Genomic DNA, 18082 nt, shown 5'->3' with positions numbered 1-18082 from the left:
TGGTGGATAAGGGGCAAGCGCAAGTCAGCGTGCTTTTCTGGTTTGACAGGCCCGTAAAACGGCTCTTTTCTGCTCATTATCGCAAGACTGCCAGTTCATAATCTCATTCAAAGTGCGATAACAGCCAACACAAACATCATTGTCGTCAAGACAGCAATGACGAATACATGGTGACGGAACGATCTCCGTCTCGCTTTTTGTCAACTCTGGCCTTTCATTCGCGCTCATCACAATTCCCCAATTTTTGACATATTATACCCCTTTATACACAGGCAGCGATCTTTTTACTTGTCAGCAAGCAAAAGAGCGTTAAGATGCGCGCAACAAAACAGGCAGCAAGCCAAGATGCCCAGAGCCATGAAGTTAGGACACTATCTTCTATTTCGCTTTATGACACTCTATCGAGTTTTGCTACGACCATTATAGGAAATCAGGTTGGCCGCTTTAGCCCACTTTCGCCCCGAACACAACGACTCACCAACAGATAAAACACTGTTTTCACTCATAGCCAATGACCTAATAAGCCAGAGTTATAGTATTCGCCCAGGTGCGATGCCTTGCGATCTGGTGGACAATTTACTGGCCTATCAGCACAGCATAAGTACACAAAAATATGAACAAGCTGGCATAGGCCGGGGCGATGACTTTTTACGCAATGACTTTGTGCGAACAGACAAAATTTGTTGGATAAACGGCGAGTTTGAGCCCGGCCAGCGCTGGCTGGACTGGACCAGTCAGTTGCAACAGTTCCTGAACCGTCGTCTATTCATGGGACTGTTTTCGTTTGAAAATCACTTTGCCCATTACGCCAGCGGCAGTTATTACAAACGCCATTACGACGCACTTAAAGGTGAAACGAATCGAGTGCTGTCACAGGTTACTTATCTTAACCCCGGCTGGGGCCCCGATGATGGTGGAGAAATGGTGCTATATCGGAACGAAAATGACCTTGAGGGGATCAAGGTGGTCCCATTACATGGCACGCTGGTGCTGTTTCTAAGTGAAGAGTTTCCCCATGAAGTGCTCCCGGCAAGCCGAGACAGATATTCTGCCGCGGGCTGGTTTAGGGTAAATACCTCCCTTGCAGGAAAAATTGACCCTCCAAGATAAAAACATGCTCTAAGCCCGGCGGAAACACCTTAACCGGGCCTTAAATATTGTTAGGCCCAGGTATCCAAATGCTGCTCTTCGTCGTCGATCTCACTTTGATCTTCGTCTTTATTGCGTGCATCTTCTTCTTTGTGCTTCTGCCGCTCCATCTCAACCAGGTGCTTTTTACGTTTAATTCTTTCAGTCCGATTGTCGAGTACGCCCGCGACTTTAAACGGCCCATCGTGGCTCACCTGCAACCTGACAATCGGTGCCAGAAATGGTTTAAATGCATCCATAACCCACCTCTTTATGTGGTATTTCATGCCTTTATTATCGACAGTTATAATTTATTCTTTAATTTATGCAAAAAAGTACTTGCGTGCAATTCGTTACCTGTGTTTATCTATAAATACATTTTGAGCGCACAATGCGCATCACGTTTTATACAAACAGTAAGAGAATTTGACATGCTATTTACACTGACAGCTATCCATCATCACCATCATACACCGGGATAACCTGTCAGGTATTTCGCTGGTGGGTTATTCCTTCAAGGAACCTCCGGCGAACAAGCACTCAACATAATTTATTTTCGCCCTGAGGTTCCCTCGGGGCTTTTAGTTTTTAAACTTAGGAAATAAATTATGAACACCAACAACCGTTTACGAATTGCCATTCAAAAATCTGGCCGACTTTCCAAAGACTGCCAGTCACTGCTTAAACAACTCGGGATTAAACTAAATCTGCGTGAGCAGCGTTTGATCGCCCACTCAACCAATATGCCAATCGATGTACTCAGGGTCCGTGATGATGATATTCCGGGTTTGGTCATGGACGGAGTTTGTGATTTGGGTATTGTCGGTGAAAACGTGCTGGTAGAAACTCAGGCTGAGCGCCAGCGTAACCAGCAACCCAGCGAAGTGACTAAACTGGCGAAACTCGACTTTGGCTATTGTCGCCTGGCATTGGCATGGCCTCAGGAACTGGGCATACAAGACAAAGATTGGTTCAATGGCAAACGCATCGCCACCACCTATCCCGAAATTCTTAAGCAGTACCTGGAAAAAGAGCAAATTGAAGCCAGCGTAGTGATGCTGACAGGGTCGGTAGAGGTTGCACCACGTGCGGGCCTGGCAGACGCCATTTGCGATCTGGTCTCTACCGGTGCCACACTGGAAGCTAACGGCCTGATGCAGGGAGACACCATTTTGGAGTCAAATGCCTGCCTGATCCAAAACGCTAATCTCAATGACGATGACAAACTGTCGCTGATCAACAAACTCATGCCTCGCCTGCGTGGTGTAAAGCAGGCTAAAGAAAGCAAATACATCATGCTACACGCACCAAAAGCGCGCCTGGATGAAATTTGTGCTTTGCTCCCTGGTACAGGTCAGCCAACTCTGTTAGCACTCGCCGGTAGCGAGGACTACGTTGCCCTGCACATGGTCAGTAGTGAAACCTTGTTTTGGGAGACCATGGAAGAGCTTAAATCTCTGGGCGCCAACTCCATTCTTGTTATGCCAATCGAAAAAATGATGGAGTAACAACGCATGTTGATCTGGAATGAGGCTAACCGGGCGCAGCAACAGGCAGCACTCGCCCGCCCGGCAGTGACAATCAGTGACGAACTTCAGCAAGTGGTAACCGAAATCATTGCAGATGTCGAACAAAATGGGGATGAAGCACTGCTGGAATATGCCCGCAAGTTCGATAAACGCACGCAGCCTAAGCTGCTGGTCTCGGCTGAAGCAATACAATCCAGTGAAGATGCAATTTCGCCGGAACTAAAGCAGGCAATCGATCAGGCATATAGCAATATTCGTGCATTTCACGCATTGCAAGTGCCAACCGAAAAGCGTCTCGAAACACAGCCAGGCGTCATTTGTGAGCTGAAGTATCAGCCTATCGACGCAGTTGGTTTATATGTGCCGGGAGGCAGCGCACCACTCCCCTCATCGGTACTGATGCAAGGTGTGTGTGCCCAACTGGCAGGTGCACAAACGATTGTATTATGTACCCCGGTCAACGGTGATCAACAAATTGACCCGGCAATTTTATATGCGGCCAAAAAATGCGGGATCAGCACAATAGTCGAAAGCGGTGGTGCCGGAGCTATTGCGGCGATGGCACTGGGCACGTCAAGTGTACCAAAGGTAGATAAAGTGTTTGGCCCGGGAAATGCTTTTGTCACCATGGCCAAACAATTGCTATCACAGTCTTTACCCGGGTTCGCAATTGATATGCCAGCAGGTCCGTCAGAGGTATTAGTTATCGCCGATGAGCGCGCAAATCCGGCCTATGTTGCAGCTGATCTGTTATCACAAGCTGAGCACGGGCCCGACTCACAAGTGATCCTGCTCAGCAACAGTGAAAAACTCATCATTGAAGTACAGGGCGAACTAGACAGGCAGTTATCTCAACTCAGTCGTGCTGATATCGCAAAACAGGCACTTAAGAATAGTACCCTGATTTTAGTCGCAGATATGACACAAGCATTTGCTGTGAGTGCTGAATATGGTCCTGAGCACCTTATCTTGCAGCTCGGTGACCCAGAACCTTATCTACCGCTAGTCAAAAATGCAGGCTCGGTATTTGTCGGAGACTATACACCTGAGTCCGCGGGTGATTATGCGTCGGGCACTAACCATGTGTTACCTACTTATGGCTACAGTCGTTGCTACTCAAGCCTTAACCTGCTCGACTTTTATCGTACTTATACGCAACAGACAATCAGTAAAGGGGGTTTACAAAGGCTGAGTAAAGCTATTTTACCCCTGGCGCAGGCCGAGGGCCTGGATGCCCACGCCAATGCCGTAAAAATCAGGCTGGAGAATAACGAATGAGTCCAATTGAATTACCAGAGAATATTGCTTCGCTGAATGCATATAGTTCGGCAAAGAGCGAAAAGCTCACCGGCACAACCTGGCTAAATGCCAACGAAAGTCCTTATTCAAGACGCGTAAGTCTCAACTTTGATGCGCTTAACCGTTATCCGGACCCACAGCCAGAAGCCGTCATCAACGCTTATGCTAATTTTTGTGGACTGAACCAGGAACAAGTGCTGATGACACGTGGCGCTGATGAAGGTATTGAGCTGCTAGTGCGCACTTATTGCACACCGGGACAAGACTCCATAGCCTTATTCTTGCCCACTTATGGTATGTACAAGGTAACAGCGGATACACACAATATCGGCATTACTGCACTTGAACAAGCCCTTTTGCAACAAGGTACCGCGAAAGAGATTGCAGACGCTGTCGGTAGCGCAAAACTGGTTTTCATCTGCAATCCTAATAACCCGACGGGCGCAACAGTAAGCACAGATAAGATCGCTGCAATTGCAGCGGCTTTGAAGAATAGAGCGCTGGTTGTGGTAGATGAAGCTTATATTGAGTTTTGCGAGCAGTTAACTGCCGTGAGCCTGTTATCTGATTTCGATAACCTGGTGGTATTACGTACCTTATCAAAAGCATTTGCTCTGGCCGGGCTCAGAACCGGGTTTACGCTTGCCTCCCCGGAAGTACTCGCACCTGTGCGCAAGGTTATTGCACCTTATCCGGTGTCGGCCGTTGTCGCACAAATCGCACAAGAAGCACTGACCCCAGATGCTATTACCCAGATGCGACGTCAGGTGAGTATTCTCAATAAAGCCAAAGAAAAACTTACAGAAATACTTGGGGGATCAGACAAAATTGCCAAAGTGATGATTGGCGAAGGCAATTTCATCACCGTTCAGGTTCGTCATACAGCCGATATTGAACAGGCAATGCAATCGGGTTTAATCATGCGCCCTTTTACCCTCTTCGAAGAAAATAATTGGCTACGTATTTCAATTGGTAGCGAACAGGAATTAGAACAAGTCAGACGCTGGCTGACACAACCACAGGCAGAACAATAACAATGAGTACTCCATATTTATTCATCGACCGAGACGGCACACTAATTAAGGAGCCGGTTACTGATAAACAGGTAGACAGCCTGGAAAAGCTTGCACTGCTGCCAAACGTCATCCCGGCCCTACTCTCACTCCAGGCGGCTGGCTACAAACTGGTCATGGTCTCAAATCAGGATGGGCTGGGTACAGAGAGTTTTCCAGAGGAAGATTTCGCCCTGCCGCATAATCAAATGATGGCGATCTTTACCAGTCAGGGGATCCGCTTCGACGAGGTTTTAATTTGTCCGCACTTTGACGAAGACAACTGCCAATGCAGAAAGCCTAAAACAGGATTGTTAACCAATCTAATGCGCTCTGGCAAAGTCAATTTGGCCAACTCCTATGTGATTGGTGACAGACAAACAGACATTCAACTGGCCAATAACCTGTGTATAGAAGGCATTCTCTATGACGATAATTGGCCGGAAATTGTCACCCGTCTGACCACTCAGAATCGTCAGGCAACGGTACAACGCAACACCAAAGAAACACAGATCAGTCTGGCGCTCAACCTGGATCAAAACAGTACAGGATCGATAAGTACAGGACTTGGCTTTTTTGACCACATGTTGGATCAGATCCGCACTCATGCAAATATTGGCCTGACTATATCAGCAAATGGTGATCTACACATTGATGAGCACCACCTGGTTGAAGATATCGGCATTGCGCTAGGTCAGGCACTCAAACAAGCGCTGGGCACTAAATCGCAAATTGCGCGCTACGGGTTCGCGCTGCCAATGGATGAATGCAAAGCTGAGTGCCAGCTTGACTTGTCTGGTCGGGCTTCATTCGTACTGAATGCTGAATTTAGCCGTGAAAAAGTAGGCGACCTGGATGTACAAATGGTCGAGCACTTCTTTAAATCACTCGCCGATAATGCCAACATCAGCCTGATCCTGTCAGTGAGTGAAGGAAATTGTCACCACCAGGTCGAAGGCCTGTTTAAGGTCTTTGCACGCGCGCTGCGCACGGCCATCGCTAAAGATACCAGCCAGCAAACCGCCAGTTCAAAGGGGTGCTTATGATTGCCATTATCAACACCGGGTGTGCCAATATTAACTCAGTCCGATTTGCCTTTGAGCGGCTCGGTGTCAACCCGGAAGTGATCCGCGATCCGGCACAACTAGGGCAATTTGATCGTGCTATCTTACCTGGTGTCGGACATGCCTCAGTCGCGATGAAACGCCTGCGTGATCAAGGCTGGGATCAGGCTATCGCTGACTACCAAAAGCCACTTATGGGGATTTGCCTTGGTATGCAGCTGCTGTGCGAGCAAACCGAAGAAGGCCATGTTGAATGCCTGGGCCGTATTCCCGGGAAAGTGCGTCATCTTGAAACAGGGCAATTGACCAGTCCTCATATGGGCTGGAATACGCTGTCTGAGGTCAAGACACACCCATTAACACAAGGACTCAACCGGGACGATCAAGTCTATTTTGTGCATAGCTTTGCGCATAGTTGCAATGCCAATACGCTGGTTGCAAGTGAATATGGTACACGTTTCTCCGCCGTCGTTGCCAAAGATAACTATGCTGGTATGCAGTTTCACCCGGAGAAGAGTGCCAAAGTAGGTGCTAAATTACTCAATAACTTCCTGAACTGGCAATTATAAGGATAAGACTATGATCATTCCTGCATTAGATGTATTACAAAACCAAATTGTACGCCTGTATCAGGGCAAATATGACACTGCACAGTTCTACCCTTTTGAGTTGGCTGGGCGTTTAAAAGAATACCAGGACGCAGGCGCTGCAAAACTTCACCTTGTTGACCTGGAAGGTGCCCGCGATCCACAAAAGAAACAATGGCAACAGATCCAACAGGCCACTGCTGCATTGTCCGCTCCTTACCAGGTTGGCGGCGGGATACGCCGTTATGATGATGTAAAGCAATGGCTTAAAGCCGGTGCACAACAGGTTGTGATTGGCTCCATGGCAGTCGATAGCAAAGAGGAAGTTGCTGCCTGGATAGAAGAGTTTGGGGCGGAGCGCTTTGTCATTGCACTCGATGTAAAACGTAGCGCTTCGGGCTGGGCTGTTGCCACCCATGGCTGGCTTGAAGAATCTCAATTAAGCCTGTTTGAGCTCATTGATTTCTACCTGGCGCTGGGTGTATACGACTTTTTATGTACGGACATCAGTAAAGACGGCACAATGACAGGCCCGTCTTTTACGCTTTATAAAGAAATAGTTGCTCACAGCCCAAGTGTCAGAGTTCAGGCTTCTGGCGGGGTCAGTAGTCTTGAAGATATTCGTCAACTTATTGAACTGGGCGTGAGTGGGATCATCCTAGGCAAATCTCTGCTGGATGGTGCATTTACCGTTGAGGAGGCAATCGCATGCTATCAAAGCGCATAATTCCGTGCCTCGATGTAAAAAATGGCCAGGTCGTCAAAGGCGTTAAGTTCAAACAGCATGAGATAGTAGGTGAAATTTTGGAGCTTGCATCGCTGTATAGCCAGGCCGGCGCCGATGAACTGGTATTTTATGAGATCAGTGCCAGCGTTGAAAAACGCTTACTGGATGTAAACTGGGTTCGAGATATCGCGCGCCACATCGACATTCCTTTTTGCGTTGCAGGTGGCATTAAGTCTGTTGAAGATGCGGCTAAAGTGCTCGAGCAAGGCGCTGATAAAGTCTCCATCAACAGCCCGGCAATCGCAAGGCCGGAGCTCATCAGACAGCTACACGATGAGTTTGGCAAGCAGTGCGTAGTGGTTGGTATAGATAGCTTTTACGATGCAAGATCCGGAGAGTATCTGGTTTATCAGTTAACGGGCGATCCCAACAGCGCCAGCCAGACTCGATATAAAACCAGTGAGTGGGTGCAGCGTGTACAGGAACTGGGCGCAGGAGAAATAGTGCTTAATTGCATGAATCAGGATGGAGTCAGAAAAGGCTATGACATTGAGCAACTGAGTAATATTCGCAAGCAATGTGACGTGCCTTTGATTGCGTCTGGTGGTGCAGGTTCAATGCAGGATTTCGTCGATGTTTTTCAACAGGCAAATGTAGACGGGGCGCTGGCAGCCAGTGTTTTTCACAAGCAGGTCATTGAAATTGATGCGCTCAAACAATATTTAGCAGATAACAAGGTAGCGAGCAGACTATGAAACTCACTCCAGATAACTTAAGTATATTGGACTTCGACAAAATGTCGCTAATTCCGGCCATTGTCCAGGACGCACAAAGCGGTGTTATTCTGATGCAGGGCTTTATGGATCAGGCCGCGCTCAGTACGACATTCGAAAAAGGCCTGGTTACCTTTTATTCCCGCTCCAAACAGCGCTTATGGACCAAAGGTGAAGAGTCAGGCAATGTGTTAAAACTGGTCTCAGCTTATACCGACTGCGACCGCGACAGCTTGCTGTTACTTGCTGATCCAGCCGGGCCGACATGCCACCTGGGCACACAAAGCTGTTTTGACGAAGCTCGCCCCGCCATCGCTTTTCTTTCAGAGCTTGAACGCGTCATTTGCGAACGAAAGGACGCCGACCCTGCGCAAAGCTATACAGCAGCTTTGTTTTCGAAAGATCTAAGCCGAAGCTGTCAAAAAGTCGGTGAAGAAGGGGTTGAAGTGGCATTGGCTGCCATGAAACAAGATCAGAATGAATTACGCAATGAATCTGCTGATCTGCTCTATCACCTGATAGTGTTATTACAACGCAGCGGCTTATCACTTGAGCAGGTAGTAGAGACACTAAACGAACGTCATAAATAAAGCTGAGTTTTGCTCGACCTGCTATAAGTTCATGGTATGCTCAAGCCAGCTGATGCACATTTTTGTTTCAGCTGGCTCGAAAATCAAAATGAAGGACATAGCCATGGTCAATCGCCATCTTATTCTCCCTGTCGCAATACTTTCAGTCGCTGCATGCCAGCAACTTCCTGATGACGTTCAGCAGCGCGTTGACACCATGAACGAGTGTGAAAAAGTACTTGCTTTAACACAAGGCACTCAGGATGATTTTGCTCAGCTAAAAGGCAGCAAAGTTAACTCATCCTTAATGAGCGCATGGCAACCCAAGGCACATTTAATCGCCAACAGCTGCCAGATAAACCAGTACAACAGCGGCAATGTCGCCTACGAATGTACTAAGTTGTTCAGTACTGAAGCTAATGCTGCAAAGTTATTTGATGATGTAGCACAGCAGCTAAACACTTGTCTGGGCACAACATGGCAAAGTACCGAAGAACAAAACAATACCCTGCGTTATACCAGTGACAGCTCTGAAGCAAAAATCACGCTCAGTCGCGGTAAAGGCCTGGACCGCAAAACCCCCTGGGTTATCGCATTAGAAATCGCCAGGTAGCAACACATGGGGCAGGTGTTTATCATCTGCCCAGATCTTGTCTAATTTGACAACAAACACGCTTCATTCTTTAATAAATCTTTGCTCAGCTCTTAAATATTAGTACCTAAAGTGGCATAGTGTTGTTAGCAGTTCAGGTGAGTTGACAACTTAGTAATAAGCACCTAACTTCAGACATCACAATAAAAATCAAAACCCTCAGGGAGAATCCAGTGTCAATTGAAATCAACTTTGAATTATCCGATGCCGATCTGGCGCACTTTCGTAGCATGATGCATGCGACCATCGAAAAGAGCCAGGGTCTAAGCGACGACGAAATCATCAGCAAGGCCAAAGACTTGGTCAACAATATGGAAAAATCAAAACTACCTGAGTTTGTGCGCACGCGTATGATGTCACTTGCCGCACTGATTGACGCGGTGCAAGACGAAGAATGGCAAATGCCCGAAGATGAAAAGCGCGAAATCATGTTGTCTCTGGCTTACTTCAGCGAACCTGAAGATATAGTCCCAGACAATGTGCCGGTACTTGGATATATCGACGATGCCATCATGATCGAGCTGGTTTTACAGGAGCTATCTTTAGATTTAAGCGCTTATCGCCAATTCTGTGGTTTTCGTGCGACAGAAGAAGCACGCCGGGGCGATGCCGCTAAAGTTGACCGCGAAAGCTGGTTAGCAGGTACTCGTTCTCAAATTCGCTCTTCAATGCGCCGTAATCGCTCAAACACTAAGAAGTCACGCTTCTTTTCTCGCATCATGTAGTTATACCGAAACAAAAAAGGGAGCACATGCTCCCTTTTTTGTGGCTTATCAAACTAGATCAACTACTGCGCGTTAGGGTGCGGTACCCCCATCCAGGCCAAATATAGCTGCTGTTGACGTTTGGTCGGCTGCAATACCGCAGCAACCTGCTTTGGTTTCGATTGCGCCGCACTGAGCGTAATTTCTGTCGACATCAGTTTGTGACGGCGTATAAAGTGAACAGTGACTTTCTCTTTGGGCGCGAACAACGCTAATGTGTTATCTAATGTATCTCGTACCTGGTGTTTGTTGATCGCCACCAGCTTGTCGCCGCTGGTTAACCCTGCCTGCCAGGCATTTCCACCTCTGGCAACATGCTGTAATTCGAGTAGTTGACCTTTAGATACAGCCTGACCGTCAAAGCCAGCCACTTCCTCACTGGAAACAGGATGACGATAAGTCAGCCCCACTTTGTCAAGCAACGCGTCCACTTCCAGCACAAATGGCGTGTCGACGTTTTGCTTCCACCACGCACTATAATCCTGACCACTGATCTCATTGAGGATATTGATCACATCCTGGCTGTTAAATGACTTGGGTAACTCATGACGCTTAGCCAGTAAAGTGTGGACATCACGGTAACTCACCTCCCCTTCGCTGTCATCCAACAACTTGATATCCAGCATCATGGAAATTAACGCGCCTTCGGAGTAAATGTTGGTACTAAAGTTTTTACCGTGGTCGCCGCCCTGATTAATCCACTTGTCAAAGCTGGTTTGAGCAACGCTCTGTATCTCTCTGCCAGGGGTATTCAGGTGACGACTAATACGCTTAGTCAGCCCTTTATAATACTCTTCATGAGTAATGATCCCGGCACTTAGCAATAGAAAATCTTCAAGGTAACTGGTCGATCCTTCTGCCAACCAGAGTAAATCACTGTAATTAGGATTCACATAGTCGTAAGGCACCAATCCAGCCGGACGATAGTTTTTAACATTCCAGGTATGAATAAATTCGTGTGCCGCAGTCGAAATAAACCCGATGTAATCATCGCGTTTGGCAAATGCATCTCTGTGGCGCTGAATAATAGTAGAGTTCAGGTGTTCAGTTGCACCGTGTGCACCACTGGTCGCATGCACCATAAAAACGTAACGTTCATACGGGTAATCCTGCCAGATTAGAGTACCCGTTTTCACTAACTTCTTCAGATCGCTGAGCATCAGGTCAACGTCATAATTACCTTCCCCCCAAATAACCAGTTCATAGTCACGGCCATCTACTCGAAACTTGTGTAGCTGGTTAATTCCGGACTCTATTGGCGAATCCACCAGCACATCAAAGTTGGCAGCTTTAAAACGGTGCTTATTACCCGCGAAATCCATACCCGACACAGAGCGCCATTGATCCGGTACCTTCATCTCAACGGTCACAGGTTCATGACGGAATGACTCGCTGAACATAAAAAAGCCGGATGCATCAACAAAAGCATGACTGTCATCAATATGTCTCGCCCTGAGTCCGAGTTCATTTGCATATACCTGATAATTGACTGTCACTTGTGTCGGGCTGTCAAGATGTACTCGCCAGGTACTTTTATCTACCTTATGCCATTCCAGTTCACGCCCTTTTGAATCAGTCGCATCAAATGCACGGATCCCATTAGCCAAATTTAGGATTTGATACCGTCCTGTCCGCCAGTCCGCTAACTTAATGTCCATATGTGCCTGGGCACTTTTGGGAAAGGTCACTTCTACTTCACCAAGGTGATGCTCTGGCTGGGTTATTTTCAGCGTGTATTCGACATCAGCGAAGGCTGGTAAGGTGCTCAACGCAATGAGCAGGGAACAGGTTTTTTTCATAATGATTCAATAAAATGACTAATAGGGTGTAAAACTAACAAATAAGTCTGATATCAGGCCATCAAAAACGATGAGTCAACAGCCAAAATAGGTGGATCTATGCTCTAAAATCTTCCACATTTATCAGTAATTTGATGTAAACTTGCTAATGAGTAGGTTAAAACAAAAGATATTAGGTTTCTGTGACTGATAAAACTGCGCGATTAGAGAAAAAACTATCACAAGCGATTGAAGCTAGAAAGGCGTTGGAAGAAGCGAGAAAGCAGCAGGTCGATACCCTGTCAGAATTTGCATCCAAACTGACACTTGGTTGTAAAGGACAGGATGTGTCTCTCGATAACTTGCTGGCAAAATATCGCAGTGCGTTGGCAAAGGGTATGGACTTTGAGCACCTGGCCCCACTCATTGAAAATACCAGTGCACAATTAAAACAGCTTGATAGCACCAACTCTGCCAATCATCGCAATTTAGTAACCCACATACAAACCGCAGGAAAGCAGTTACAAAAACTGCGTGGGGTGCCAGAAGACACTCGCAGGAAGCTGCGCGGTTTACTGGATAATGAATTGGGTGATATTGACGCTATCCCAGAATTCGTACCTTTGCTTGACAAGTTACTGCAGTTTTACCTTCAAGTCTTCGATGCTAAATATGACATTGATACCTCGGCACAACATAACGACCCGGAATTAGCGACGGAGTTACTAGGCCTGACCAACGAGCTGGTGTTTGAAGACGATGTAGCCGATGAAGTGAAAGCGATAAAGCAGCGTATTTCAACAGACTCGAGCATAGATTCTTTACTGGAAAATGCCATCGCGGTGATCCGCATTTTTGCCAAGTCAATCGCACGGGAAAGACAGTCAGCTCAGGGTTTCCTGGTCTCGTTAAACCAGACTCTGGAAGAACTGCACAAGTCAATTGTCGATACCACGAGTCACTCCAAGTCGATCAATAAAGAGCTCAATGCATTAAACGAACGCATCGAGTCGAAGATAAAGCGCCTCACCGAAAACACCCAAAAGGCGTCCTCTATTTCTGAACTTAAGGGGTTAGTCGATGATGAGCTTGCCCAAATAAGTAAAGATTTGGTGGAAAGAGAAAACATTGAGCGTCGCGATAAACAAGCCTTGTTGGAAAGCTTTGATGCCATTAATAGCCGCATCAATGTACTCGAAAACAAAGTAAACACATATAAAAAGCGACTGAATGAACAAAGATTCAAAAGCTTGTTAGACGGACTGACCAAGCTCCCTAATCGCTCGGCATTTGACGATCGTTACAGCCAGGAGTTCCATTTATTTGAAATCCAGGGCAACGACGTTACTTTGGTTGTCGTGGACGTCGATCACTTTAAATCGATTAATGACAAATACGGCCACAGTGCCGGAGATAAAACACTACAGGTTATCGCCAGGGCACTGAAAAAATCCATTAGAAAAACCGATTTCATTGCGCGCTACGGTGGCGAGGAATTCGTTATCCTTATGCCGGGAATGCCAATTGAAGCGGCTTATGCACCGCTTGAGAAGATACGCGCAACCGTTAAATCGATCCCATTTCGCTTTAAAGACAAAGAGGTGAGGATCACTATCTCGTTAGGGGCAACCCAGCTGAAAGAAGGTGACTCAAAACTGACTGCCTTTGATCGTGCCGATGAAGCTCTGTATGAGGCTAAAAACAGCGGCAGAGACAAACTTTGCTTGCGTGAATAACAAGGAGATTGCCTATGCATGTACAGTTAAATCCAACAGGTGTACTTAATTTACTCTCGAAACTGGAAGTTGACCTGCTTCAACAGTCATCGACCATAGAAAGATACCGACTATTTAGAAATTGTGTATTAGCAGTACTTAATGTAGGCAGTCATACCGACTCTAGCTATGAAATTTATAACAAGTATCAGGATTTTGATATCACGCTACTTGCCCGGGAGCGTGGGATAAAGATAGAACTAACAAACCCACCGGAATCCGCATTTGTCGACGGAAAAATTATTGCCGGGATACATGAACATATTTTTTCGGTTATCCGGGACATTCTGTTTATCTATCAGCGGCACGAAGAGCAAATCACGGACCCCAGAGCCATTACACATATGGTGTTTGACATACTGCGTAACGCAGACGCACTTGAGGTCAATACAGACCCGAACATGGTGGTATGTTGGGGCGGTCACTCTATCAATGAAGAAGAATACAAATACACCAAAGAAGTCGGCTACCAACTTGGCTTACGAGGCTTAAATATATGCACAGGGTGTGGACCTGGCGCCATGAAAGGTCCAATGAAAGGTGCCACGATAGGACATGCTAAACAGCGGATCACCAGTAACCGCTATCTCGGCCTGACGGAACCCAGTATCATTGCCGCCGAGCCGCCTAACCCCATAGTCAATGAATTGGTGATCCTGCCGGATATTGAAAAGCGTTTGGAAGCATTTATCAGAAGCGCACATGCCATTATTATTTTTCCAGGTGGCGCGGGAACAGCCGAGGAGCTACTGTATTTACTTGGCATTTTGCTTCATCCAGACAACGCTAAGCAGCAGCTACCGGTCATTTTAACTGGCCCAAGCTCTTCAAAAGCGTACTTTGACGAGTTGTGTGATTTCATTGAGAAAATTCTGGGTAAAGAAGCGCTGAGCAAATTCGAAGTGCTGGTAGATCAACCCGAACTGGTTGCACAGAAGCTAAGCCAGAGTATGGAAAAAGTCCGTGACTACCGCAAAACCGAAGGCGATGCCTATTATTTTAACTGGACTCTGAAAATTGAAGACCAGTTCCAGCAGCCATTCGAACCAACGCACGAAAATATGGCGAATTTGGATCTTCATCTGGATCAGCCAAAACAGAACCTCGCCGCCAACTTGCGCAGAGCGTTTTCTGGTATTGTGGCTGGCAACGTCAAAGAGCAGGGTATAACAGCGATTAAACAGCAAGGTCCTTATATCTTGAGTGGTGACGCGTCTTTGATGACGGACATGGACAAACTACTACGCGCATTTGTTGCACAAGGCAGAATGAAATTACCCGGCAGCGCTTATGTGCCCTGCTATGAAATCAAAGCTTAACTAACAGGGTAAGGTAAAGCCTTACCCTACCGCTCTCTTAATCTCAATGAAATACCACTAACAACACCCATGGCAAAATTACTTCTAATTGATGCGCTAAACCTAATCCGCCGAATTTATGCAGTTGACGTTGATCAACAGGGCGTAAGTGAAAAGCAAATCATGCAATCATGTAAGGCGCGCGTCCATAACGCCTGTAAAAAGCTGCTAAAACGCATTGAGCCAACCCATGCAATTGCGGTTTTTGATGGTGAGCGTAGCTGGCGCTATCATTATTATGCAAATTACAAGCACAGCAGAAAACCCATGCCGGAGCCACTTAAACAAAACCTCGCTCTGATTGCTGAGGGGTTTAAGGAATGCGGTGTCACCGCTTTTTTCCCCGAGCAGGATGAAGCAGATGACATCATTGCCACCTTAGCTAGCAAGGCCAGTCACAACAAAGTGCATGCCGTTATTGTGTCGACGGATAAAGGCTTTCTCCCTCTGAGTTCGGGGAATATAGAAATTTATAACTATTTTTCAAAGTCTTACTATGATCACAATGAGATCTTAGAGAAATTCTCTGTTCCGTATAACGCATTGACCGAACTGTGGGCATTAATGGGTGATAAAACCAATGATATCCCCGGCGTAAAAGGGATCGGGAAAAAGACGGCTATAGAATTAATCTCAGAGTTTGGTCAGGTTGAGCATGCACTCACTGCCCCGACGCTTGCACCTGCAACACGACGCAAATTGGAACAAGATTTAGATAACTTTATTTTAAGCAAAACGCTCGTTTCACTACAAACTGACATCAATCTCGGCTTTAATTTAAGTCAACTCCGGGTTATTGAGCGCAAATAGCTTGTTGTGTTGCAACGCTTCCGTTACGCTAGGTTTGGGAGTTTTTGGTGTATTTCAATGATTAAAAAGGTTTTACAATACGTTTTTCTTGGCCTCGCCGTATATGGGGTCATAGTGTACCTGGTCATTAATTTCTATAAAGATGACCCGCAAGCCATGATCTGGCAGGACCGGGAAGCCTTTAACAAACGTTATATCAGCAAGCTAAAGCCCGACATGGCTGTCGAGCTAGACGAGGTATTAGAAACACTCGGAAGCCCAGACCTGACCTATGTAAAGTCAGAAGGTGAACAAGTGGTGCAGATAGTGTTTTACAGGACGCAGCTGGTAAAACCGGATGGGATTACCACACAAGACGAATGTACTGGCTTGCTGTTTGAAAATGGCAAACTCACGCTCTGGGGAGCTGGCGCGATCGTCGCGTACGACAAGGCTTTTGAATGACAGTCAATGAAGACATCGCAAGGCAACTGCACAAACTCCTGACTCAATCTGAGTCAGTGTTATCACTGTATTACGACAAAAACAGCTGGCCTCACATTGATGTGACCCTGACCCAGTTGGCAGAGCAATACACTCGCCTGTACCGCCAGGCACCAAACGCGCTGCACGCTCACCTGCACTTTATCGCGACGCCCTATCGTCACTCGACCAACGTTCTGGTGAAACAATCTATATTGCTCTGTATGCTCGGTTATGCGCACGGCTATACCGAGCAAATCATTCATGAACTTTTGTCAGCAAGCTTTGCCAGTGTCCTGTGTGCCAGCCGTGAATATGACAAAGCGGCAGCGGATAGGCCTTTATCGCAGGTAGAATCCAAAAAGCTCAGGCTGCGCCATCAATTAGCAGTAAAAGTACTCGATACCGGTCAGCTCAAATCGGCTCAGGTTACCCGCATTCTCGCGCGGCTCTCTAATTATGAACTATCAATAAGTCGTAAGAGCACCACACCACTGTATGATAATGTGACATTATTAGTCGCCATTGCAACTCAGGCTGGCGTTGCATTAATGAAGAAAAACCATCGTGCTTCGCTACCGACCATCATTAAACAGCTGTATCTGAATAATACCGACACCTTTGTGCAAATCAGCTTACAACTTCTGGCCCGACAATTTAGTGCCTATCCGGCTGGTGCCATACATCGCCACGATGAGCATCAGGCGCTGTTACTCTGCGAAGAAGACAATCATGCAATCCTTGCTGTTATACAGTCAGGTAAGATAACTCGGTTAATCAAAACGCAAAGACGATATCAGCAACGCTACCACGCGTTTAGGGTGTCAGATACGCAACTGCTATACCGGGTGTGGTCCCGTATTCCGCCGCAGCCGCTTGCGACCGCGTCAGATCAAATGACAGAGGCGTTACATGTTGTTGAACAGTTGGGTGGTGAAAATTTTAGCAGCTTCAGAGCAATAGAAAAAACGATAGCGCCATTCCCAGAAATTGAGACTGCTTTGTCTCAGGCCGCCAGACTCTACAACCGCGAGGCCCAAAAAGGGGCTAACCTGCGCCATTGTCTTACTATGGTTGGCCTTGATGCCGCAGCTCTGTTATGTCAGCGGGTGCTGGTCGAACAATTGATTGTGCAACTCAAACACCCTTTTGCAAAAGACATCTGGCACAAGTATCAATTATTTTCTCAGGTGCTGGCCGCACTGCTCCAGCAAAACTATGGCCATCACTATGAGCATATCCTGTCGCCAGTCAGCGCAGCTATTGCATTTATGCTCAAGCATCACAGTGTTGATATAAAAAGATTCGTGCACGCCAGTGAATGTAACACCAACCCCCTCCCGGTTTCCCTGGCACATCTATACGGCTTTGCCGGATATGATGAAGAAGCCTTCAAGCACTACTTTCACACTCACTTTGCCAATAGTGAGGCCCACCGTGCATTTGAGCAATCAGAGTTATACAAAAAATCAAAATTGAAGGGGTTATCTTTGACCTTTGCCGCTGTCAAGGTGCTGACACTGAAAATCTGTGATGCCAACTTCGAAACTTCAGCCTGGCAACGCCAGCTATTAGACGAGCAAGCCAAGGTACATCAATGGTCTGATTTGAATGCCCTGTTGTCACACCTGCAATCTCTTGGTTTATATAATTTAATTGAGTGATATTTACACGATAAATACCATGCATTCCCACTATTCATTTAATTTATGCCTTTTATTCATTCCTGACTGGAATATAAATGAATAAATTGCT

19 protein-coding genes are annotated in these 18082 nt (G+C 46.7%); 16 read left to right on the top strand and 3 right to left on the bottom strand.

Features of this window, described 5'->3' with window-relative positions:
- Positions 1-24: 24 nt before the first annotated feature.
- Positions 25-228 carry a DUF1289 domain-containing protein gene (locus tag QNM19_RS01615; protein WP_082225335.1) on the bottom strand — a complete coding sequence of 68 codons (204 nt, stop codon included), beginning with the start codon at positions 226-228 and terminating at the stop codon, positions 25-27.
- Positions 229-435: 207 nt separating this feature from the next.
- On the opposite strand from QNM19_RS01615, the gene QNM19_RS01610 reads away from it, so the two are divergent.
- On the top strand, positions 436-1110 hold the full coding sequence (locus QNM19_RS01610; protein WP_049863373.1) for a 2OG-Fe(II) oxygenase: 675 nt from the start codon (positions 436-438) through the stop codon (positions 1108-1110).
- A gap of 50 nt (positions 1111-1160) precedes the next feature.
- Here the strand turns inward: QNM19_RS01610 and QNM19_RS01605 are convergent, their stop codons facing one another.
- Positions 1161-1388, bottom strand: a complete 228-nt coding sequence (locus tag QNM19_RS01605) for a hypothetical protein (protein ID WP_049863374.1) — start codon at positions 1386-1388, stop codon at positions 1161-1163.
- 348 nt (positions 1389-1736) lie between these two features.
- On the opposite strand from QNM19_RS01605, the gene hisG reads away from it, so the two are divergent.
- From hisG to QNM19_RS01555, 10 genes are all read left to right on the top strand, one after another.
- The gene (hisG, locus tag QNM19_RS01600) at positions 1737-2636 is read left to right on the top strand and encodes an ATP phosphoribosyltransferase (RefSeq protein WP_049863375.1); all 900 of its coding nucleotides are present in this window, start codon (positions 1737-1739) and stop codon (positions 2634-2636) included.
- 6 nt (positions 2637-2642) lie between these two features.
- Positions 2643-3935 carry a histidinol dehydrogenase gene (gene hisD, locus QNM19_RS01595; RefSeq protein ID WP_049863376.1) on the top strand — a complete coding sequence of 431 codons (1293 nt, stop codon included), beginning with the start codon at positions 2643-2645 and terminating at the stop codon, positions 3933-3935.
- Positions 3932-4990 carry a histidinol-phosphate transaminase gene (hisC, locus tag QNM19_RS01590; protein WP_049863377.1) on the top strand — a complete coding sequence of 353 codons (1059 nt, stop codon included), beginning with the start codon at positions 3932-3934 and terminating at the stop codon, positions 4988-4990. Before hisD ends, hisC begins: the two co-directional genes overlap by 4 nt.
- A gap of 2 nt (positions 4991-4992) precedes the next feature.
- Complete coding sequence (hisB, locus tag QNM19_RS01585; RefSeq protein ID WP_049863378.1) at positions 4993-6054, top strand: bifunctional histidinol-phosphatase/imidazoleglycerol-phosphate dehydratase HisB; 1062 nt, start codon at positions 4993-4995, stop codon at positions 6052-6054.
- Complete coding sequence (hisH, locus tag QNM19_RS01580) at positions 6051-6641, top strand: imidazole glycerol phosphate synthase subunit HisH (RefSeq protein ID WP_284026225.1); 591 nt, start codon at positions 6051-6053, stop codon at positions 6639-6641. Before hisB ends, hisH begins: the two co-directional genes overlap by 4 nt.
- Before the next feature lie 10 nt (positions 6642-6651).
- Complete coding sequence (gene hisA / locus QNM19_RS01575) at positions 6652-7386, top strand: 1-(5-phosphoribosyl)-5-[(5-phosphoribosylamino)methylideneamino]imidazole-4-carboxamide isomerase (RefSeq protein ID WP_284026224.1); 735 nt, start codon at positions 6652-6654, stop codon at positions 7384-7386.
- Positions 7368-8141 carry an imidazole glycerol phosphate synthase subunit HisF gene (gene hisF, locus QNM19_RS01570; RefSeq protein WP_049865618.1) on the top strand — a complete coding sequence of 258 codons (774 nt, stop codon included), beginning with the start codon at positions 7368-7370 and terminating at the stop codon, positions 8139-8141. The genes hisA and hisF overlap by 19 nt, the downstream gene beginning before the upstream one ends.
- On the top strand, positions 8138-8749 hold the full coding sequence (gene hisIE, locus QNM19_RS01565; protein ID WP_049865619.1) for a bifunctional phosphoribosyl-AMP cyclohydrolase/phosphoribosyl-ATP diphosphatase HisIE: 612 nt from the start codon (positions 8138-8140) through the stop codon (positions 8747-8749). The genes hisF and hisIE overlap by 4 nt, the downstream gene beginning before the upstream one ends.
- Positions 8750-8852: 103 nt before the next feature.
- A complete protein-coding gene (locus tag QNM19_RS01560; RefSeq protein ID WP_156202390.1) occupies positions 8853-9341 on the top strand; it encodes a hypothetical protein in 489 nt (162 codons plus the stop codon).
- Between the two features lie 212 nt (positions 9342-9553).
- The gene (locus QNM19_RS01555) at positions 9554-10105 is read left to right on the top strand and encodes a YkvA family protein (RefSeq protein WP_049865621.1); all 552 of its coding nucleotides are present in this window, start codon (positions 9554-9556) and stop codon (positions 10103-10105) included.
- Positions 10106-10167: 62 nt separating this feature from the next.
- Here QNM19_RS01555 and QNM19_RS01550 read toward each other — a convergent pair whose 3' ends face one another.
- Positions 10168-11943, bottom strand: coding sequence for a M61 family metallopeptidase (locus QNM19_RS01550; protein WP_284026223.1), 1776 nt, complete (start codon positions 11941-11943; stop codon positions 10168-10170).
- 182 nt (positions 11944-12125) lie between these two features.
- Here QNM19_RS01550 and QNM19_RS01545 point away from each other — a divergent pair, with 182 nt between their 5' ends.
- The 5 genes from QNM19_RS01545 to QNM19_RS01525 all read left to right on the top strand — a co-directional run bounded on the left by QNM19_RS01545 (position 12126) and on the right by QNM19_RS01525 (position 17991).
- Positions 12126-13658 carry a GGDEF domain-containing protein gene (locus QNM19_RS01545; protein WP_284026222.1) on the top strand — a complete coding sequence of 511 codons (1533 nt, stop codon included), beginning with the start codon at positions 12126-12128 and terminating at the stop codon, positions 13656-13658.
- 14 nt (positions 13659-13672) lie between these two features.
- Complete coding sequence (gene ppnN / locus QNM19_RS01540) at positions 13673-15016, top strand: nucleotide 5'-monophosphate nucleosidase PpnN (RefSeq protein WP_049865622.1); 1344 nt, start codon at positions 13673-13675, stop codon at positions 15014-15016.
- Between the two features lie 69 nt (positions 15017-15085).
- A complete protein-coding gene (gene xni / locus QNM19_RS01535) occupies positions 15086-15865 on the top strand; it encodes a flap endonuclease Xni (RefSeq protein ID WP_049865623.1) in 780 nt (259 codons plus the stop codon).
- Positions 15866-15922: 57 nt separating this feature from the next.
- Positions 15923-16309: a DUF3192 domain-containing protein gene (locus QNM19_RS01530; protein WP_049865624.1), complete on the top strand. Its 387-nt coding sequence runs from the start codon at positions 15923-15925 to the stop codon at positions 16307-16309.
- Positions 16306-17991 carry a hypothetical protein gene (locus QNM19_RS01525; RefSeq protein ID WP_284026221.1) on the top strand — a complete coding sequence of 562 codons (1686 nt, stop codon included), beginning with the start codon at positions 16306-16308 and terminating at the stop codon, positions 17989-17991. Before QNM19_RS01530 ends, QNM19_RS01525 begins: the two co-directional genes overlap by 4 nt.
- Positions 17992-18082: the final 91 nt, after the last annotated feature.

It is taken from the genome of Pseudoalteromonas ardens, assembly GCF_030125445.1.
Taxonomy (GTDB): Bacteria; Pseudomonadota; Gammaproteobacteria; order Enterobacterales; family Alteromonadaceae; genus Pseudoalteromonas; species Pseudoalteromonas ardens.
Note: the sequence above shows the minus strand (reverse complement) of the source record. Positions and strands in the feature narration are given on the sequence as shown.